Below are 19587 nucleotides of genomic sequence, written 5' to 3' on the forward strand. Positions count from 1 at the left end.
AAACGATGACATTAGAAACAGAGATACTACAGGCGACATCATCAAATTCTACCTTTGAAACACCTGAGAATCAGCAGGAATTTAACTGGAGACAATCTTGGTATCCTGTCTGTTTTCTGCAAGATTTGCCTACAAATCGTCCTTATACTTTTTCGCTATATGAAGAACCCTTCGTTTTGTTCAAAGACCAAAATGGACAGCTTGTCTGTTTAACAGATCGTTGTTCTCACCGTGCAGCTAGACTTTCTGATGGGCAAATTATTGACGGCAAAATAGAATGTTCGTACCACGGTTGGCAGTTTGGCAATAATGGTCAATGTCTACACATTCCCCAGTTACCAAGCGATGCAAAAATTCCGGTAAATGCTTGCGTCCCATCCTTTAAGGTCTTGGAACGTCAAGGTATCATTTGGATGTGGGCAGGTGAAGCTGAAACAGCTATTGATGAGCTAATTCCATCACTACCAGATTGGAACAACCCGGAATGCTTCAACCTAGACTATGTACGTGACCTACCTTACGACCAAAGCTATTTTATTGAAAATATTATTGACCCGGCTCATGTTCCAATCAGTCATGATGGCATCATGGGAAGTCGAGAAGATGCCCAAGCGTTGGAAATAGAAGTCATTGAAAGCAATATTCAGGGAATTAAGGGAAGGTGGCGACGAACACGGAAACCCAATCTGCCTTGGATTTCATTAGATTTCATTGCTCCTAATTTGATTCTCTACAAATTTAGTAATGGACAGCAAGGGAAATTTGGGGGCACAGCCTTGTATTCAATTCCACTAGGTAAGAATAGATGTCGGATTCTCATCAGAAATTATAGTAACTCTTTTCCCCAAAAAACCAAGCTGATACCTCCCTGGTTAGATCACATTTTGATAAGAAACAAAATCTTGGAAGGTGATTTGCAATTAGTTGTTGAACAAAAAGCACAAATTGAGCGTTTGAAAAAAAATCTCAAAGAAGTGTATTTACCTCTAAAGACATCTGATACTTTGGTGGTTGAGTATCGCAAGTGGCTAGATAAATTTGGATCATCTTTACCCTTTTATCAAGGTTATTCCACCTCAAAAAATGTCGGTAATAGCGAGTCCGATGAGAAGTTGATAACATTAGACCGATTTTCGCAACATACAATTATTTGTCATTCGTGCAATCAAGCTTATCAAGTGACAAATAAAGTCAGACAAAGTTGTATCGGTGTAGCGATCGCTTTAGCTGCTGTAGGGATACTTGCAGATGATTCTAGAATCAGAATAGCAGCAATATCGGTTTCTATAACAGCAATTATAATATCCGCTATGGCTCAGACACTCAAAACTCACTTTGAGCGTTCCTACACTCGTCACTAAAATTCTGACTGGGAGGAAATTCAAAGTCTCTCTTCTTCTAGGCTAAGGTGTATACACATCTCTTTACAAAACCAAAATGTTGTAGTTCCTCCTAAATCCTCCGATAAATTGGAGGACTTTGAGAGGTTTTTGCCACCAATTTATCGCGGGACTGGGTGGAGTGGATCAAAAGGTTGTAGGACAACTTTAAAAGACTTATGTGTATACCGTAGCCTAGAAAGAAAGAGATTTAGAGAGAGGTTTTCCAGAACCCGTGAAAAGTCAGCATGAAATGGATATTAAACCCCTTAATTTCAGATAATTGTTTATTAATGTGACCTTTGATAATGGGAATGAAAAATCAGTTTCACATAACGGTATGCTGTTAAGTACCATTCTCATAAAAATTAATCTATCCCATGAAAAACACTTCTGCAAAGGAAAACAATGCAGGCATTTTCCGATTTGGCAAGCTTAATTTTAGAGTCACGAATAAACAGATTTTATTTAGCACCCTTATTCTATGTCTTGGTTTGCTCGGATTGGCTGGCTTCTGGTTTAAATCCAGATATAAATTTGATAATAAGATGAGTGTAAACCTGCAAGAATTATCTAATGTCGATTATCCAGTCAATCCCGCACCCTTGGGTAAAAATTTTCAAAGATATTCTCAGCGAAAATTAACAATTATTAAGAGAGATGATACACATTTCGATTTTGTGATTGAGCCAACAGACAACAAAACGGCGAAAATCATTATAAAAAATGTTGATTTAGAGCTATTAGTTCCTAAAGCACCAGAATGGGTTAAAAAAGATCAAGGTTTAGAAATAATCGCTTTTACCGACCGGGAGTGGAACAGACAACAGGTTAGTTTTCCTGCTAACTCACCAAATATAGAAATTAGCGGTGGAGACGGTTTTGAAAAGCAAAATCTGGTAGAAGTGGCTTTGGCTAATAATTGTTTAAATGCAGGATTTTGGGAAATTTTACTTTTCACTAAAGAGGATGGTAATAAATCCCTTTATTATCAAAGTTGGTTTACCTTCCCGATGGGACATTACAAAAATATTTTTGAAAAAATTAATAATATTTCTTATTGGAAGCATTGGTGGAAATTAGAACACTGGCAAGATCCAAGTAGCACAATAGTCAAGAGTAATCTTCTGAGAAAGGTAATCGATCAAAAAGAAGTTGCTACTCAATTCCCCCTTGATGAAAAGATAATTGTGTCGGGAGAGCAGAGTAGAAAAGTTAGAACTACACTAGCGAAAAATATTACAACATGGAGAGACTTTTACGACACTAAAAATGAAATTAAATTTGCCAGTTTTCGACCACCAGGATTTTACGATCAAAATAAGCCTTGGGGAAATCAATACTGGAGAATAGGTAAATTTGATAAAACCATTTTAAGGAACATTAAACCGATTGGCATTGAACAAAATTTACAAGAAATTGAGTTAGTATTCACAGATACTAAGACTGGTGAGCAAAATAGATTGCTCATCAGTGGCATTAATCTTAAAAAGCTTCCTCAATTGCCTGTAGAAGATTATCCTAAAGGTTTATATATGCCTATGGGTATTGGGATACCTCCTTTTTATCAAAGCTACGATGAATTAACAAAAAATCATCCAGATGTCAGCCCATACTTCAGTTTTTTACTAGATTCGCAGGAGAGGTGGATAGATCATCACCATTTAGCTGTTGATGGTTCAGTGATGCACCTTGATAAAGATAACCCAAATCTTCTGCATCTTTACTTGCTATCCTACGAAAGAAATACTTTAATAGCTCATTTTTTGATTGATTTAAAATAGATATATTCTCTCTCTTATTCGTCTAGTAAGAGAGGGAAAATCTTCACAGATAGAATTGAAGTAACTGGTTGACTTTAATATTTAGTCAATCGGTACTTGCTTAAGCAAAGCTATCCACATATCAGATGGATCGGAATAATAATCAACTTCTTCTACTTGATATTGATAAGATTCACAACCTTCTCGTAAAATAATGCGATCGCAGGGTTTAACGCCTTTCCCTACTCCGGTCAGATATCCGAGCATTCCTTGGTTGAGGCGCTCAAATACGTAGTCACTTCCCCAGGCTAGTTGGCTATAATCGTGTATTTTATTTTTCTTCTTTAATTCACTTACTGGAAAGCTCACTAGAGCTAACTTGCTTAAAAAACTAAAACTTAAGTTCATACCTGTCCTGATCAAAGACATAAATGAGTTCTCCCAAAGAAGAAATCTATAACGAAGAGTTTTGGACTCTAGGTGAATCTCAATCATTTTTAAATCACCAATCCAGAATCGAACAGGTGGATAATCTAGTTAGAAATCAACCAAATTGACAGTTAGTAAAGAAATTTATAGCCCAATGTCCAATTAAGTGCCTGCACAGAATAACTAGCAAAATTAAATTACAAGCAGGTCGTCGATAAGATACTTAAAAGTAATATTAAAATGAGATTAATAATTTGCAATTAATTTTTCTTAATTCTTAATTATTAGTCTTTAATTTTACTCTATATATCTTTTTATCAACAATCATTTAAATTTACAGTATCATCAACCGCAGATTCAACTGTAAAATCACCGAATTATTATATAAGGCTGGTCAGATATAATATTTTTTAATGGACTAGATCATCTAAAATGATAAAGATTTTATGTCTTGAGAATGCAATCTATGTATATTTTTTAATATAGATAGCTTCTAGTCCCTACTTGTAGTTTTTAGAGCGGCATCTATGTGCTTCAGTAGTCCTTCTAGGGTAGAAGAGTTATCTAAAACTATATCTGCACGAGCCACTTTTTCTTCGATAGATAATTGGCTGTTGATCCTGGCTTGCGCCTGTTCTCTATTTAAATGGTTTCGTTGTATCAATCTTTCTAGTTGTTGCTCTTGAGAACAACACACTACCCAAATTTCTGTAACCAAATCAGTCATTCCCGCTTCAAATAATAGAGGCACTACTAACACCAGTGTTTGTAAGGAAGATTGGTCAATTGCTTTGAGGAAGCGATCGCGCACATCAGGATGAATCAAATTGTCTATCCAGTTGCGTTCATCTTGACAATTAAAGATAATTTCGCCTAGCTTTTGGCGGTTGAGGCTGCCATCTGGTAATAAAATTTGTTCCCCGTAACGTTTAGCGATCGCACCAAGAATAGGCGAACCTAAAGATACTGCCTCTCTTGCATAAATATCTGCATCCAGAATCGGCAGGTTATAAGCGCTAGCTAAATAATTGGTGACAGTGGTTTTGCCTGTGGCAATACCTCCGGTTAAGCCGATTATACGTTTTGTCATTTGTCATTTGTCATTTGTCATTGGTCATTTAAGATTAAGAATTAATGGCCCATGTTACCAATGCTTGGGTTAAACCATCTAAAGTATATTCTTGGGCTTCTACATCTACACGTCCGAATAAAGCATGACAAGTTTTAGAGGTTTGAGGACCGATAGAGGCAATACAAACGCTCTCTAAGAGTTGACTAACATTAGAGTTTTGGGACAATATCTTGTCAGTAAGCTGATAGAAAAATTGCACAGTTTTAGAACTGGCAAAAGTAATTACATTTACCTTACGGTTTTGGATAGCTAACTCTGCCGCAGGTGGAATATCACTAGGACAACAAGATTGATATGCAGCAACTTCAATTACTTTTGCTCCCTTGAGAGTTAATTCCTTAACCAAAACTTCTCTTCCACCGCTTTCAACTCTGGGAAATAAAACTTTTTTACCATTCAGTTCCTCTGGAAAATTTTCTATTAAAGAATCGGCAACAAAGTTGGGGGGAATAAAATCTGCTTGGAGAGAGTATTGTTTGAGACTATTGGCTGTTTTTTCGCCAACGACGGCAATTTTTACACCTGCTAAGGCACGGGTATCTTTACCTTGGGCAATTAACCTTTCAAAAAAGTAATCTATGCCATTGCTAGAAGTGAGAATTAACCAGTCGAACTGAGATAAATGAGCGATCGCATCATCCAAAGCTTCCCAACTGGAGGGTGGGCCGATTTCTAAGGTAGGCATTTCGATGACTGTTGCACCTAATGTGATGAGGCGATCGCTAAATGTACTCGACTGTCCAACTGAACGTGTCACCAAGATTATTTTACCTGTGAGGGGTTGGGAAGAAGCGGAGAGGTTCTTTAACATTGGAGTTTGGGCTGTAGTCGAATCCTGACAATCTATTTTCTCAGGTTGTAAGTACTTATGTAGCCCAACAACTTCGCCAACAACAATTACCGCTGGGGAAAGTGATAATCCGGTGGTTTGTTCCAAAATATTGCCCAGTTGCGCTGTCCAAATTTGTTGACGAGGAGTTCCTGCCCAACGGATGATTGCAATGGGTGTTAAGTGCGATCGCCCGTGTTGCACCAGTTGATGTACAATCTCTGGCAGATGTTGCCCTCCCATCAAAATTACCAGTGTCTCTAAGCGTGAGAGTGCCTCCCAGTCTAAAACCTCTGGTTCATGAGCTGTAAGCACTGCAAAACAACGACTCAACACCGGATCTGTCAGGGGAATTCCTGCAAACAAGGGTGCTGCAAGGGCAGAAGAAATTCCTGGTATCAGTTCAAAATCACAACCCGATGCTTTCAACGCTTCAATTTCAGAAGTGCAACGCCCAAAAATTAATGGATCACCTGATTTGAGCCTTACAACTTGTTTTCCTTGCTGGCAATGTTTTACTAGTAACTTGTTAATCTCAGTTTGGGTTGTACTAGGTTGACCACCGCGTTTGCCAACATCCAATTTCAAGCAATCAGGTGGTACACACTGTAATAATTGAGCATCTACCAGGGCATCGTAGACTAAAACCTGAGCAGCAGCCAAGAGATTGTAAGCTTTTACCGTCAGGTATGCCACATCTCCAGGGCCAGCACCCACAAGGTAGACTTTGCCCTTTTCTTCAATCTTGGTCATTTGTCATTTATCATTTGTCATTTGTCATTTGTCATTTGTTATTGGTCATTGGTCATTTGTCATTGGTTATTACTTCCCAATGCCCCATGCCCCATGCCCAATTCCCTAAATTCAATTCGTTCGGATATTAATTTTTTGGATTAGCTGATCGACTTGCTCAACCATTTCCTTGTTGTCTTCAGCTTGGAATAACTCTTTAGCTTTTTTGAGATTAACGATCGCTTCTTCTAGCTGTTGTTCTCTTCCTAAAGTGATTCCCAAATTATAGTAAGTGAATGCATCGTTGGGTACGAGGCTAATGGCTTTTTTGTAATGTGCGATCGCTTCTTGGGGTTTACCTTGATCGTCCATCGCATTTGCTAAACCTGTGTAAGCTTGTGCGTGTTTAGGATCGATGCGAATCGCTTCGGTATAGTCGGCGATCGCTTCAGTTAGCTTGCCTTGAGCGTAAAAAGCGCTTGCTAAATTATAGTGAGCGTCTGCATAGTTGGGTTCAAGGCTCAGGGCTTGTTTGTATTGTGCGATCGCTTCTTCTAGTTTGCCTTGAGCGTAGAGAGTATTTCCCAAGGCATTATAACCTGCGGGATTTTTTGGAGAGAGGCGAATGGCTGCTGTATATTCGGCGATCGCTTCAGCTGACTTTCCTTGAGCGTACAAAGCATTGCCTAAGTAATAGTGAGCGTCTGCATAGTTGGGATCAAAGCTAATGGATTTTTTGTACTGAGTCACTGCTTCTGCTAGCTCACCTTGATCGTACAGAGCATTTCCCAGACGCGTGTAAGTTGGGGCATAACTGGGTTTGAGGCGAATAGCTGCTGTATATTCGGTGACTGCTTCGGTTAGCTTACCTTGAGTGTAGAGAGCATTTCCTAAGTTATAGTGAGCGTCTGCATAGTTGGGTTCAAGGCTGAGGGCTTTTTTGTATTGCGCGATCGCAGGTTCTAACTGATTGAGCCTTGCTAAAGTTAAACCCAAATTAAAGTAGGCCCCAGAGTCATGAGGATCGAGGCTGATGGCTTTTTTGTAATGTGCGATCGCTTCTTGGGGTTTGCCTTGATCGTCGAGAGTATTTGCCAAAGCAATATAAGCTTGTACAAAATTGGGTTCAAGTTCAATCGCTTTTCGAAAAGCCGCCTCTGCTCCTTTGAAATCTCCTCGTTTGTATAGATTGGTTCCTTGCTCAAAGTTAGCAACTGCGTTTTTGTTGCCAGGAAGTGCTGCTCGATTTGAGTCTGGAATTTTTGATAAAACAACGCCAACATCTTTACCAAAAGCAGTATTGCCGTTACTCAAACACAAGCAGATAATAGCTGCTACCAGTACATTCTTGTTTTTCAGCATTTTTATTACCTTACTTGCTTGGTTTATATATAATATTGACTTGTATAGCTTTGGCGTAGTTATAGGAGGAATTATAAGTTATTAGCCTAACTTGATACAAGTGGATTCTCATCTAATTGTCCATTTGCATACAAAATATGAGGCTTTATTACGAGTAAAAAGTTGTTTACTAAGTAATTATTTACACTTTTGTTTCGACAATTCGAGTAATGGCTGCAATTAATTCTTCTGGGTTAACAGGCTTGGATAAATGCATTTGAAACCCAGCTTTTAGTGCTTCTTGCTGGTCATCGTTTCTAGCAAAAGCAGTCAAGGCAATTGCTGGGATTTGTCCACCTTGTTCTGGTGTCAAAGTTCTCACTTGATGTATTAACATATAGCCATCCATCTCAGGCATACTAATATCGCTGACCAAGACATCTGGCTTGACCAGTGCTAGGGTTTGTAATGCTTCATAAGCGGAAGATACCGCAATCACAAAAGCCCCATCTTCCTCTAATACAAAAGCAACAAAATCTCGTGAATCGGTATCATCATCTACAACTAAAATCCGGATGCCACTGAGGGGTAAGGAGTTAGAAGTTAAGAGTACAGCATAGTTTTGTTTATCCGTCAGGCTTCGGCTTTCATCTGGCAGAAGCGGCAAACTAACAGTAAATATTGCCCCTTTACCCTCACCTTCACTCTTCGCTTTGACAATACCGCCATGTATTTCGACGATATTACGCACAATTGCCAACCCCAATCCTAATCCACCAAAATTTCTCGTAGAGGTGCTATCTGCTTGACGAAAGTAATCAAAGACGAATGGCAAAAACTCAGGGCTGATTCCCTTACCTGTATCGCTAACTATAATTTGAGCATAACCATCGGCTTGCTCTAATCGCACTTCTATTTTTCCTCCCTTGGGTGTAAATTTGAGAGCGTTAGAAAGGAGATTCCAGACGACTTGCTGCAAACGAGTCGAGTCGCCCATAACTTGCCCCACATCCGGTTCAAATACTGTACTCACCTCAATTAACTTTGTTTCTGCCGCTAAACGCATTGTTTCTAGTGCCGACAATATCGTAGACTCCAGGTTAATTTTCGTAATATCTAGCGTCAGTTTGCCTTGTAAAATTCTAGAGATATCCAGCAAGTCTTCGATGAGTTGAACTTGTAAATTTGCATTCCTCTCGATTGTGGCTAGTGCTTCCGATGTCTTTGCTTGGTCTAACCTACGACTTTGCAATAATTTTGACCAACCGAGAATTGCGTTTAGTGGAGTGCGTAGTTCGTGAGATAGGACAGCTAGAAATTCATCTTTAATTCGATTGGCTGTTTCTGCTTTAGCTCGTGCTATTTGTTCTAATTCCAGCAGGTGCGCCCGTTCTTCAAGTATTTGTTTTTGTTCGTGGATATCTGTACATGTCCCAAACCACTTAACTACAATACCTTGCTCATCTTTAAGCGGTAAAGCTCGTGCCAATTGCCAACGATAGGAACCATCAAAAGCCCGTTTGAAGCGATATTCATTGTTATATATAGTGCCATTTTTTACAGCATTAGACCATACTTCATCAGCATTTTGGATATCATCTGGATGCAATGCAGCTAACCAACCAGAACCCAAGGACTGCTTTAATGTTAACCCAGTATATTCGCACCAATTTTGATTAAAAAAATCACATTCGCCGTTAGCATTAGTTGTCCATACAAGTTGAGGAATTGCCTCAGCTAGATAACGATAACGCTCTTCACTTTGTCGGAGAACTTCTAAAATTCGTTGGCGTTCAAGGATTTCTTGTTGTAATTGCTCGTTGGTTTTGGTAATCTCATTGGTGCGAATAGCAACCATTTCTTCTAAATGATTTTGGTATTTTCGCAGTTCCTTTTCTACCCTTAAGCGTTCGGCTATTTGTGTTTGAAGTTCTTGATTTGCTTGTTCTATTTGAGCAGGGCTAGGAAGTGCTAATGCTTGTGGAACTAGAGACACAAGTTGTACTGCTGTAATTACAGATATCATGGCAGTTACTGCTTTGACAAACCCCGATACCCAATAAGTTGGATGCCAAAGTGTCCAAATCTCTATTAAATGAGTAGTGCCACAAGCTACGATAAATGCACTAAATAGCAGAAAAATCCAATCAAAAGGTAAATCCTGCCGCTTGCGAACAAAGTAAAATAGGGTAGCTGGAATCGAATAGTAAGCTAGTGCAATGAACGCGTCAGATAATATATGTAACCAAACTAAATTCGTTTGCCATAGATAACAATGTCCATGTGGAATAAACGATCCTGATGTAAAAAAGTTAGTCCACAATTCTGATATAAACTCTGACATAAATGCTGGATTATTTTGAATATATAAAATCTACTAGTAAATGCCTTTAATTAGACAACTTTTTGCACTTTTGAAATTTACTTTTATCTTGTCTGAAGATAGGAATAAGAGAATGAATAAACGAACCGCATAGACGCGGAGTGGCTTCCCGCAGGGTAGGACACAAAGAGCGCAAAGGTAAGAGAGTTGTAAAGGGTTTTTGCATCAATCAAACTTACGAAAATTGCGGACATAATTACAGTAAACACTGATAATTCCAAAATAAAACCATTCTCACCATAATAATGATGGGAATGGTAAAAAAATTAGGAGACGCAACAGGAAAAATGAATTTCTGCAATTCTCACTCAACTTAAGATTGACTTGACTTAATACTCATTTTATCTAACACTTGAGTGATTTTGTTAGCTTTTTCGGGTTGGCGTTGTTTTTGCAATAAATCTTTAGCTTGTAGCAGGTTAGTTTTAGCTTCTTCTTCTCGCTCTTGCTGCATAAGAATATTGGCCAGACGCAAGTAAGCATCGGGATTTTTTGGACTGCGGCGAATCACTTCCCGGAATAATTCTGTTGCTTCCTCTACTTGGCCTTGCTGGTTTAAAACATCTCCCAAAAACAAGCGCACTACATCATTAGTAGAGTTGAGGGAAATCACTTTGCGAAAGGCTGTTTCTGCACCTTGGTAATCTTTTGCTTGAGCAAGATTGATTCCTTTTTGAAACAAGTCTGAAGTAATCAAAGTTTTCCAAGCGAAATAGCCTAGGATCGACAAACTCAAAATAACTGCGATCGCAGCGATAATAGAACTGGTAGGAAAGGTTTCTAGCATTGTCTAAGCCAAAAAGCAGGCGATAGGAAAAATCAGATATTCCATAAAAAAGAGTTTCCAGATAAATTGGTAGAATTGAGCGATCGCACTTTTATCTTGTAAGTCTACCGCCAAACTCCGCCACCACATCCAAACTAACAGCCCTAAATGGGCAATTACCAGAAAGATGGGGTTAATTGAGGCTACGTGTAGCACCCCAACCAGAATCATCCCTAGATAACAGACTGTTATCACCCAAAGAGCTAGATTAAACACAGCTTGGGGCCCTAGTTTAATCGTGAAAGTAGTAATATTGTAGAGGCGATCGCCTTCTATATCTGGGATATCTTTAAAGATTGCGATCGCAAAGGTAAACACCAAAATAAACAATGTCAGCACCCACACCACAAGCGGAATTGTTTGGCTTTGTTTGAGTGCCCAACTATAGTGCAGATACAATCCTAAATTAACAATCGTACCCCGTACCGAAAAAATACACAGCGCTGCCCAAAAGGGAAACTGTTTTAAACGAATTGGTGGTAAAGAGTAAGCAGTACCAATTGCCAAACTAATTGCTACCATACCAAATAAGAATGGCCCAGTTAGCCACGCCACAATTAGCGCCAAAATCCCAGTAGACGCGACAATTAATTGTCCTGTCTGTTGAGAAAACTCACCTGATGCCAACGGTAAATGAGGTTTATTAATCTTGTCAATATCAACATCTTCTAATTGATTCAACCCTACAATGTAAACATTGCCACATAGACAAGCAATCCATGCGCCGAAAACAGGGGTTAGGGAGCCGGGAGTAGTGAATAATGAAGCAGTATTATTACTAATGGCGATAGCAATTAAATACAAACTCAACACACTCAGACTTGTACCAATAATCGTGTGAGGGCGAGAGAATTTCCAGAAAGCGTATAACCAATGGAAATATGATTGAACAGGTTTGCGTGGCAAAGGGCTGTTTTGAGAACTCTGGCTCATGAGTACCTTAGATTCAGATTCCGGCTTATTGTTAACTCTAACTTTTCACAAAATTTGGAAAACCTGACTTCCTTCCTCTCTCCTCCTGTTGAGAGACTTTGAATTTTCGCCATTCCCTACAAAAGTTGGGGCGTTAGGTTCCGCATTAACTTTTCCATATTGCATGAATTGTCAGATTGTTAACCATTGTCACAGAATTTGGTCATTAACAAGAGCTTTAGTAGGGGAGGTAGCGGTAGGCACATCTGGCCGTAACCTTACTCAAAAACCAGTTACACCTAGGGGGCTAATAATTAACCTACCTTATGGAAGACTCTCAATCACGAAAAATCTAACAACCGATTATAAAAATCCCTCTTCTCGATATGCAATTCTGACTCTCTATGACGCTACAATCTATCAGAAAAGCAAAGAAATAGTTAAATTATGACAGCTAATTTGACACCTGTAGCGAAATTTGACTTTGTTACCGTGCTATCACAGGCGGCAGCTGCATATCGACGACAAAGAGATACACGCCCTATTGCTGAAAGATTAGTCAATGCGTTGCTACAATCAGAAAAATCTGCCAAGCAGGAACGGTTAACTTATCCCTTTGAGTCTCTTCTAGGTAAATGGCAACTTTGCTTTGCTACTGGCACTAAGAAAGCCAGAGAACATGGAGGAATTGTATTAGGCAAGGGTTTGTATGTACCCAAGTTTATAAAAATCCATGTTTCCTTTGATGCTACTTTAGAACATGATTTGGATAGAGGCGAAATTTGTAATCAGGTTGAATTGGGGCCAGTTTTATTAAAGCTCACGGGGCCAGTGCAATATATAGGTAAGAAAAATTTATTGGCGTTTGATTTTAACCAAATGCTTATTAGTCTGTTTGGTCGTGTTGTTTACAACAGACCAATTCGTTCTGGTAAAGTTCAAACAGAAGATTTCTACAACCAGCCCATAGCGCAATTACCCTTCTTTGCCTTCTTTTTAGTGACAGAAGATTTCATTGCAGCTCGTGGTCGTGGAGGAGGATTGGCATTTTGGATTCGAGAAACTAAAGGATAGTAGATTTCACATTTGCGCCAGCCATTAAACTGGACGACAACTAGACAAAATGCTGTGCATATTTACTACTTCTCCAATAACTGCGATCGCAGGCGCACCAAATCCAGTTTGCTCTACCTGTTCTACAATTGTCTCTAAGGTTCCAATCAATTCTTCTTGTTCTGGGCGCGTACCCCAGCGCACTAAAGCAATGGGCGTTTCTACATCTAACCCAGCTGCACTTAACTGTTCCACAATATAAGGGAGATTGTGAATTCCCATATAAATTACAATGGTTTCTGAACCGTGCGCGATCGCATTCCAATTCACTTTCGGTCTATACTTACCCGCCGCTTCATGACCAGTTACAAATGTCACTGATGAGCTATACAGCCGATGAGTCAATGGAATACCGGCATAAGCCGCCGCAGCAATCCCCGATGTGATACCGGGCACAACTTCAGTTGATATCCCAGCGTTGACTAATTCTTCCATCTCTTCGCCACCGCGACCAAAGATAAACGGATCGCCACCCTTTAACCGCACTACAATTGCATGATCCTGCGCTTTCTCAATCATTAATTGAGTTGTTTCTTCCTGGAACAGCGAATGTTTCCCCCGGCGCTTACCAGCGTTAATTTGTTCGGCTTGGGGATTAATCATTGCCAGAATTGCCGGACTCACTAAGGCATCATAGATAACTACATCTGCACATTCCAACAAACCTTTCGCCTTCAGGGTTATTAATCCTGGATCTCCTGGCCCCGCACCTACTAAATAAACCTTTCCCAAATACTCGTTCTCCTGTTTTTCTGTGCGGTTCATCTATCCGTTAAATCCCAAATAAGCTCGGCTAATTCTGCACTTGCTCCCAGTGGCTGCGCCAACCGGAAATTCACCGCAGAAAATTGTAATTTTAGCTCCTCTATGGAGGCCGCGATCGCATCAGTTATTCCACCTGCGAATAAAAAGTATGGCAAAATTGCAATTTCGCTATAACCAGCGGCTACCAACTCTTTCACCCGTGATTCTAAACTAGGAGGCCCAGCCCAATAAGCAGCCACTGCTGACAAACTCGCCGCCATTGCTTCCACAGTTTCTTTGGAACCTGGGCGACGGCTACCATGAGCTAAGAGAATCCATGCTTCTGCTTTAATAGTAGATATTTGCTTGGCCAGTAATTTCTCTAAATTGGGGTGAGAGCCTAAATGTGGCTGCAACTCAATGATGATATATTGACCAATAGCCTGTTGTGCTAGTGCTACTTCGGCGGGAATATCTGTCATCACATGGACTCCCGGCAACAGAAATAGCGGTACAATTTTGAGGTGATTCTCGTTTTGAGATAGTTGGTGTAGCCCAACCCCGGCATCGCCAAAAGCGCTCTTGGCAAATTTTTGAATCTGCTCATGTAAAGGCTGAGGACTCATTTCTAAAGCTGCTATGCCAACCAGATGTTCACTACTTGATGGGTTGTAGTTGTTTGGTAATTTGTTGCATACCAGCTTTGCTAATTGCTGCATAGCAACTTCTGGGCGCGGATCGCGACTTCCGTGAGATACTAGCAAATAGGCAGATGACATCGGCAAAGCTTGAACTCTCAGTGACTAATGTTCATATTTTACTTAATATTAAGCTGGTGGTAATAATTACTCTGGTGATTATTGAAACTATTATAAATTACTAAATACAAGTATTCTAAATCACTTTTATATTCTTCCACTTCTGATTGCGCTATTGTTCTTCGGCAGTGTAAGTATAAAATTGATCAAAAGCTCCCACCGTTTCAAATTTGTATGAAGGTATCCAAGAATTTATTTTTAAATCTGTACGGTAAATGCTAAAAATCATAAAATTTTGTCTTTCTGTAGTCCTGGCAATAATTCCTTGGATTTGTGGGTTAGCTGAGTCAACCAACTTATCACAATTAAAATGGATTAAATTTTCTATAATATTCGTAGTTTTTTTGCATACATCGGTTTTTAAGTATTCTGTCAACCGTTGCACTGCATATTCTTCATATTCAACCTGACTGGGATTAGTCTTTGCCATTGTCACACCCAAGGCGGCGAGTCCTGCTGCTGCTCCAGTATATGCAATGATGGTTAGGGGTTTCATGTTTGCCAAGTAAAATACATTGTAATCGTTAGATTTCAGAGACTCTAAATCAGCTGAGTCCGTTCCTTGAACATAAACTCTTGATCGTTTGCCAAATTATTGCTATAATTTAAATTGTTGAATGGCGAGCGTAGCCAAGTGGTTAAGGCAGTGGTTTGTGGTACCACCATTCGCGGGTTCGAGTCCCGTCGTTCGCCCTATATAATTTCATAATGATCCATAAGTTCTTATAAAAGATTGGTTGCGGTTGTGATAATTCATAACCATTACTTTAGCAAGTAACTGTCACCTACAAGTTAATGAACTTGGAAGGATCGCAAATCTGCCATAATTCATAAGAATATATTATAAAGGTTTTGATGTATATAAGCAAATCTACTTGCTAAAAGAAAATTAAGTGTGCAATGTTCACTTCTCTTTTACAAAATGTTGTTTTTTTGCAGAAGTACATATCTAAGCAACCTCGATAGTGCAGAAAGCTTGATAATCCTTTTTCGTCAATCTCGGATACATTAACTATTTATATTAATAAGATTCCTGACTTTTTAGAAAAATCAGGAATCTAAGCCTCAGAAGTTTTTGAACGCACATTTAGCCGTTAGAAAATTCCTAGAAGGATGATAAAAGTCAGCCCACAAAAGGCTAGCAAGGAGATAATCAAAATGTTGCCTATACTGTGGTCAGAAGCTATTAACTTATGTGTATTAGTAGCCATATAAACAGACCCTACTTAAACAACTTTTGCTTAAACTATAACTAATGCAAATAATGATTAGTCTATATTTAAACAAAAATTGATTTTAATTTATTATAGTTTATGTTAAAAATAAATTATTAACTTTTGTTTCATGTATTTAGATATAGATAATAGCAATAGAATAATCTATATCTGAATTCTCAGAATGTTGGCAACGATCAAAATTGCATAATATATCATCTACACCACTAAAAAAATGAATATTAGCATCCTGGGGAAACCGAAAAAAGTATTGACTTACAAGCATTACAGAAGTTTTTAGCTAAATCTTGATATCTCGGTATGATAATCATCCGATATACGCGAATAAATTATATAGTAAAGATTAAATAAATAATTTTAAGGCACAATAGATCGCGCCTAAATTACTATGAGCTTTTTTAATAACATCTGTCAAAAGAAATAAAAATTGTATTCCTTTAGTTAGAGCCAAAAATACTGAGTCATAGATACTTTAAGTAAAGTAGAACATGATTTAAGTACCTATTTAAAAATTGATACTTTTAGGTACATAGATAAATCATATTTATCTCTATTATTTCATGTTTATATCTGGTCTAACAAAAGGTAGAGGCTTATTTAGTCTCGCCTTGAAAGTCAACAATGCAAACATCGTCATCTAGTGGAGTTGCCATGTCTGAATTGCTTCAAGCAGTCTTAGATAGTGAAGAAAGAAGTGATTTGCGTTCCTTTCTTAGTGAATTACGCCAACAAGAAAAGAAGTACTTGCTGCGGAACGACATACTCAATGTATATAGTGAGTATTGCTCAAAGTCCCAGAAACCAGAGGCTTATTACACTAACTCTGAGTTAGGCAAACTGATTTACTATACTCAGGAAATTATTCAAGAAGATTCCAACTTCTGTTTCATCATCCGTTCGAAGATTGCTAGCCAAGAAGTTTATTGGTTGACATCAGACTTGAGCATTGAGCCGATGACCGTACAGGATTTGCTGGATTTGCGCGATCGCTTGGTGAACAAATTTCATCCCAACGACGGCGACCTGCTAGAATTAGACTTCGGCCCATTTTACGACTACACCCCAATCATCCGCGACCCCAAAAATATTGGTAAAGGGGTACAATTTCTCAACCGCTATCTATCCAGCAAAATATTTCAAGACTCCAAGCAATTGCTGGACAGCTTATTAAATTTCTTGCGTCTGCACCATTACAACGGTGTCCAACTGCTAGTCAACGATCGTATTCAATCGCAGCAGCAACTTTCCGAGCAAGTTAAGAAAGCTATCGGCTTTGTTAATAATCGCCCCGAAGATGAACCCTACGAGCAATTCCGGTTCCAATTGCAGTCAATGGGTTTTGAGCCGGGTTGGGGTAACACCGCAGCACGCGTGCGGGAAACTTTAAATATTCTCGATGAATTGATTGATTCTGCCGATCCCCAGACCCTAGAAGCCTTCATTTCTCGTATCCCGATGATTTTTAGAATCGTCTTAGTGTCGGCTCACGGCTGGTTTGGGCAAGAGGGAGTGTTGGGTCGTCCCGATACTGGCGGTCAGGTTGTTTACGTCCTTGACCAGGCTAAGAGCCTAGAGAAGCAGCTACAAGAAGATGTCCTGCTAGCTGGTTTAGAGAAATTGAATGTCGAGCCAAAGGTAATTATTCTCACCCGCTTGATTCCCAATAGTGATGGCACTCTTTGTAATCAACGGCTAGAAAAAGTCCACGGTACCGAAAATGCCTGGATTTTGCGAGTGCCTTTGCGGGAATTTAACCCTAACATGACTCAAAACTGGATTTCCCGGTTTGAGTTTTGGCCTTACCTAGAAACCTTCGCCATTGATTCAGAAAGAGAACTACGGGCAGAATTCCACGGCACACCTGATTTAATAGTTGGAAACTATACTGATGGGAATTTAATAGCATTCTTGCTGGCGCGACGGCTAAAAGTTACCCAATGCAATGTTGCTCATGCTTTGGAAAAATCTAAATACTTGTTCAGTAACCTCTACTGGCAAGAATTAGAGGATAAATATCATTTTTCATTGCAATTCACAGCTGACTTGATTGCGATGAATGCTGCCAATTTTGTTGTCAGCAGCACCTACCAAGAAATTGTCGGTACACCGGATAGCGTTGGACAGTATGAGTCTTATAAGTGCTTCACCATGCCGGAGTTGTACCATGTTACCAATGGCATTGAATTATTTAGTCCCAAATTTAATGTTGTACCGCCGGGAGTAAACGAAAATAATTACTTCCCCTACACCCGGACTAAAGATAGAGTCGAGAGCGATCGCCAACGCCTTGCGGAAATACTCTTTACTCTGGAAGACCCCACCCAAATCTTTGGCAAACTCGACGATCCTAACAAGCGCCCTCTCTTCTCAATGGCGCGTCTTGACCACATCAAAAACCTCACAGGTTTAGCTGAATGTTATGGTCAAAGTAAAGAATTACAGGAGCATTGCAATTTAATTTTGGTGGCGGGTAAGTTACGTGTAGAGGAATCAGGGGACAACGAAGAACGTGACGAAATTATCAAACTCTATCAAATCATTGAGGAGTACAATCTCCACGGAAAGATTCGTTGGCTGGGTGTGCGCCTAACTAAAACTGATTCTGGTGAAATTTACCGAGTCATTGCCGATCATCAAGGAATTTTTGTACAACCAGCTTTATTTGAAGCTTTTGGTTTGACAATTTTAGAGTCGATGGTTTCAGGATTACCGACTTTTGCCACACAGTTTGGTGGGCCACTAGAGATTATTCAAGATAAGGTTAATGGCTTTTTGATTAACCCAACAAATTTAGATGAGACAGCCACAAAAATTGTGGACTTCATCACAAAATGCGAACAGAATCCTAACTATTGGAATGAAATTTCGCATCGAGGAATTGACCGTGTTTACAGCACCTATACTTGGAAAATTCACACTAGCAAGCTGTTATCATTAGCGCGGATTTATGGCTTCTGGAACTTTACCTCGAAGGAGAATCGGGAAGATTTGTTACGTTATCTTGAGGCTTTGTTCTATTTAATTTATAAGCCAAGAGCGCAACAACTATTAGAGCAGCATAAGTATCGGTAATTTGTCATTTGTCATTTGTCATTTGTCATTTGTTATGGCCAAGGACAAATGACTAAGTTGTCAACGCTCGCCAAGTTCGCTGACCAACTATTCCATCCGTTCCTAAATTCTGCTGGTTTTGAAAGGCTTTGACAGCAGTTTCTGTCAGTGCGCCATAAATCCCATCCACTCTTACGGCATAGCCATTAGCCACTAACAGCCGTTGTAAGACTCTGACAGCAAGACCAGAGCTACCGAAATAAAGAGTCGGCATAGGTTGGCTACTAAACCTCTGGAAACGTCCTGTAACCTTTATGCGGACTTTACCTACAGACTGAGAATGCTTTTTAGACTTACCTAAGTTAGAAGAAGCTAGGAACTGATTATTTTTGCTGATTTTCTGAAATATGTGTCCTTTCTCTAGTGCGATCGCTGAGGGAGAAGCTTGGGAAATCTCATTTGTCTGCATAAATTCAGGTGGTGTGACTTGAGCAGTTATCTCCGACTCATTCTGTTTTGACTGCTTTTCGTCATTTTCCATCTGAACTAATTGCTGTTGTGGCAAATTGGTTCCAAATGCTTGTCTTATTGTTAATACGCCCGTCATCATCAGGCCAATTTCAGTCATTGTAGTTCATTTTACTTTAACCAATATTTCTTTTAACTAACAACATTGCTGCTGTTCAGGATAATACATACTGACTAAATAAAAAAGTCATGTACTAATTTTTCAGATAATATTATCATGCTCATATTTGCTCACCTCCGATTCCATTTAATGAGACTAATATTATTAGTTTTGTGCCTTTTTTATCTTCAATCAAGCCACTAACTTCTAAAATATGCTATTTAAATCAACGGTTTAGACAATAACATACTATATGATTCTCTGGGAATGCC

16 protein-coding genes and 1 tRNA gene are annotated in these 19587 nt (G+C 39.3%); 6 read left to right on the top strand and 11 right to left on the bottom strand.

Annotated elements, in window-relative coordinates; all coding sequences use genetic code 11:
* Positions 1-5 precede the first annotated feature (5 nt).
* On the top strand, positions 6-1361 hold the full coding sequence (locus ACFFRD_RS16180; protein WP_392482336.1) for a Rieske 2Fe-2S domain-containing protein: 1356 nt from the start codon (positions 6-8) through the stop codon (positions 1359-1361).
* A 398-nt stretch (positions 1362-1759) separates the two neighbouring features.
* The gene (locus ACFFRD_RS16185; RefSeq protein WP_392482337.1) at positions 1760-3163 is read left to right on the top strand and encodes a hypothetical protein; all 1404 of its coding nucleotides are present in this window, start codon (positions 1760-1762) and stop codon (positions 3161-3163) included.
* A gap of 81 nt (positions 3164-3244) precedes the next feature.
* Here ACFFRD_RS16185 and ACFFRD_RS16190 read toward each other — a convergent pair whose 3' ends face one another.
* Positions 3245-3571 (bottom strand): hypothetical protein, encoded by a 327-nt coding sequence (locus ACFFRD_RS16190; protein WP_392482338.1) that lies wholly within the window; start codon positions 3569-3571, stop codon positions 3245-3247.
* A gap of 2 nt (positions 3572-3573) precedes the next feature.
* On the opposite strand from ACFFRD_RS16190, the gene ACFFRD_RS16195 reads away from it, so the two are divergent.
* Positions 3574-3699, top strand: coding sequence for a hypothetical protein (locus ACFFRD_RS16195; RefSeq protein ID WP_392482339.1), 126 nt, complete (start codon positions 3574-3576; stop codon positions 3697-3699).
* A 365-nt stretch (positions 3700-4064) separates the two neighbouring features.
* On the opposite strand, the gene coaE is transcribed toward ACFFRD_RS16195, so the two are convergent.
* The 6 genes from coaE to ACFFRD_RS16225 form a co-directional block, all read right to left on the bottom strand.
* Positions 4065-4661 (bottom strand): dephospho-CoA kinase, encoded by a 597-nt coding sequence (gene coaE, locus ACFFRD_RS16200; RefSeq protein WP_392482340.1) that lies wholly within the window; start codon positions 4659-4661, stop codon positions 4065-4067.
* Positions 4662-4695: 34 nt separating this feature from the next.
* The gene (gene cobA / locus ACFFRD_RS16205) at positions 4696-6285 is read right to left on the bottom strand and encodes a uroporphyrinogen-III C-methyltransferase (protein ID WP_392482341.1); all 1590 of its coding nucleotides are present in this window, start codon (positions 6283-6285) and stop codon (positions 4696-4698) included.
* Between the two features lie 111 nt (positions 6286-6396).
* Entirely contained in the window at positions 6397-7626 is a 1230-nt protein-coding gene (locus ACFFRD_RS16210; protein WP_392482342.1) for a tetratricopeptide repeat protein, read from the bottom strand.
* Between the two features lie 181 nt (positions 7627-7807).
* Complete coding sequence (locus ACFFRD_RS16215; protein ID WP_392482343.1) at positions 7808-9949, bottom strand: ATP-binding protein; 2142 nt, start codon at positions 9947-9949, stop codon at positions 7808-7810.
* 352 nt (positions 9950-10301) lie between these two features.
* The gene (locus ACFFRD_RS16220; protein ID WP_114085798.1) at positions 10302-10775 is read right to left on the bottom strand and encodes a M48 family metallopeptidase; all 474 of its coding nucleotides are present in this window, start codon (positions 10773-10775) and stop codon (positions 10302-10304) included.
* A 3-nt stretch (positions 10776-10778) separates the two neighbouring features.
* The gene (locus ACFFRD_RS16225) at positions 10779-11747 is read right to left on the bottom strand and encodes a homogentisate phytyltransferase (protein ID WP_392482344.1); all 969 of its coding nucleotides are present in this window, start codon (positions 11745-11747) and stop codon (positions 10779-10781) included.
* Positions 11748-12173: 426 nt separating this feature from the next.
* On the opposite strand from ACFFRD_RS16225, the gene ACFFRD_RS16230 reads away from it, so the two are divergent.
* Positions 12174-12800: a hypothetical protein gene (locus ACFFRD_RS16230; RefSeq protein WP_392482345.1), complete on the top strand. Its 627-nt coding sequence runs from the start codon at positions 12174-12176 to the stop codon at positions 12798-12800.
* Between the two features lie 24 nt (positions 12801-12824).
* On the opposite strand, the gene cobA (ACFFRD_RS16235) is transcribed toward ACFFRD_RS16230, so the two are convergent.
* The 3 genes from cobA (ACFFRD_RS16235) to ACFFRD_RS16245 all read right to left on the bottom strand — a co-directional run bounded on the left by cobA (ACFFRD_RS16235) (position 12825) and on the right by ACFFRD_RS16245 (position 14897).
* The gene (gene cobA, locus ACFFRD_RS16235; protein WP_392482346.1) at positions 12825-13604 is read right to left on the bottom strand and encodes a uroporphyrinogen-III C-methyltransferase; all 780 of its coding nucleotides are present in this window, start codon (positions 13602-13604) and stop codon (positions 12825-12827) included.
* Positions 13601-14362 (bottom strand): sirohydrochlorin chelatase, encoded by a 762-nt coding sequence (locus ACFFRD_RS16240; protein ID WP_392482347.1) that lies wholly within the window; start codon positions 14360-14362, stop codon positions 13601-13603. The genes cobA (ACFFRD_RS16235) and ACFFRD_RS16240 overlap by 4 nt, the downstream gene beginning before the upstream one ends.
* A gap of 151 nt (positions 14363-14513) precedes the next feature.
* On the bottom strand, positions 14514-14897 hold the full coding sequence (locus ACFFRD_RS16245; RefSeq protein ID WP_114085803.1) for a DUF4359 domain-containing protein: 384 nt from the start codon (positions 14895-14897) through the stop codon (positions 14514-14516).
* Between the two features lie 124 nt (positions 14898-15021).
* Between ACFFRD_RS16245 and ACFFRD_RS16250 the strand changes: the two genes are divergently transcribed.
* A tRNA-His gene (locus ACFFRD_RS16250) sits at positions 15022-15094 on the top strand.
* Between the two features lie 1193 nt (positions 15095-16287).
* On the top strand, positions 16288-18708 hold the full coding sequence (locus tag ACFFRD_RS16255; RefSeq protein ID WP_392483085.1) for a sucrose synthase: 2421 nt from the start codon (positions 16288-16290) through the stop codon (positions 18706-18708).
* Between the two features lie 52 nt (positions 18709-18760).
* Here the strand turns inward: ACFFRD_RS16255 and ACFFRD_RS16260 are convergent, their stop codons facing one another.
* Positions 18761-19315 (bottom strand): peptidoglycan-binding protein, encoded by a 555-nt coding sequence (locus tag ACFFRD_RS16260; protein WP_392482348.1) that lies wholly within the window; start codon positions 19313-19315, stop codon positions 18761-18763.
* Positions 19316-19587 lie beyond the last annotated feature (272 nt).

The organism is Nostoc sp. C110 (assembly GCF_043099725.1).
Taxonomy (GTDB): domain Bacteria; phylum Cyanobacteriota; class Cyanobacteriia; order Cyanobacteriales; family Nostocaceae; genus Nostoc; species Nostoc muscorum_A.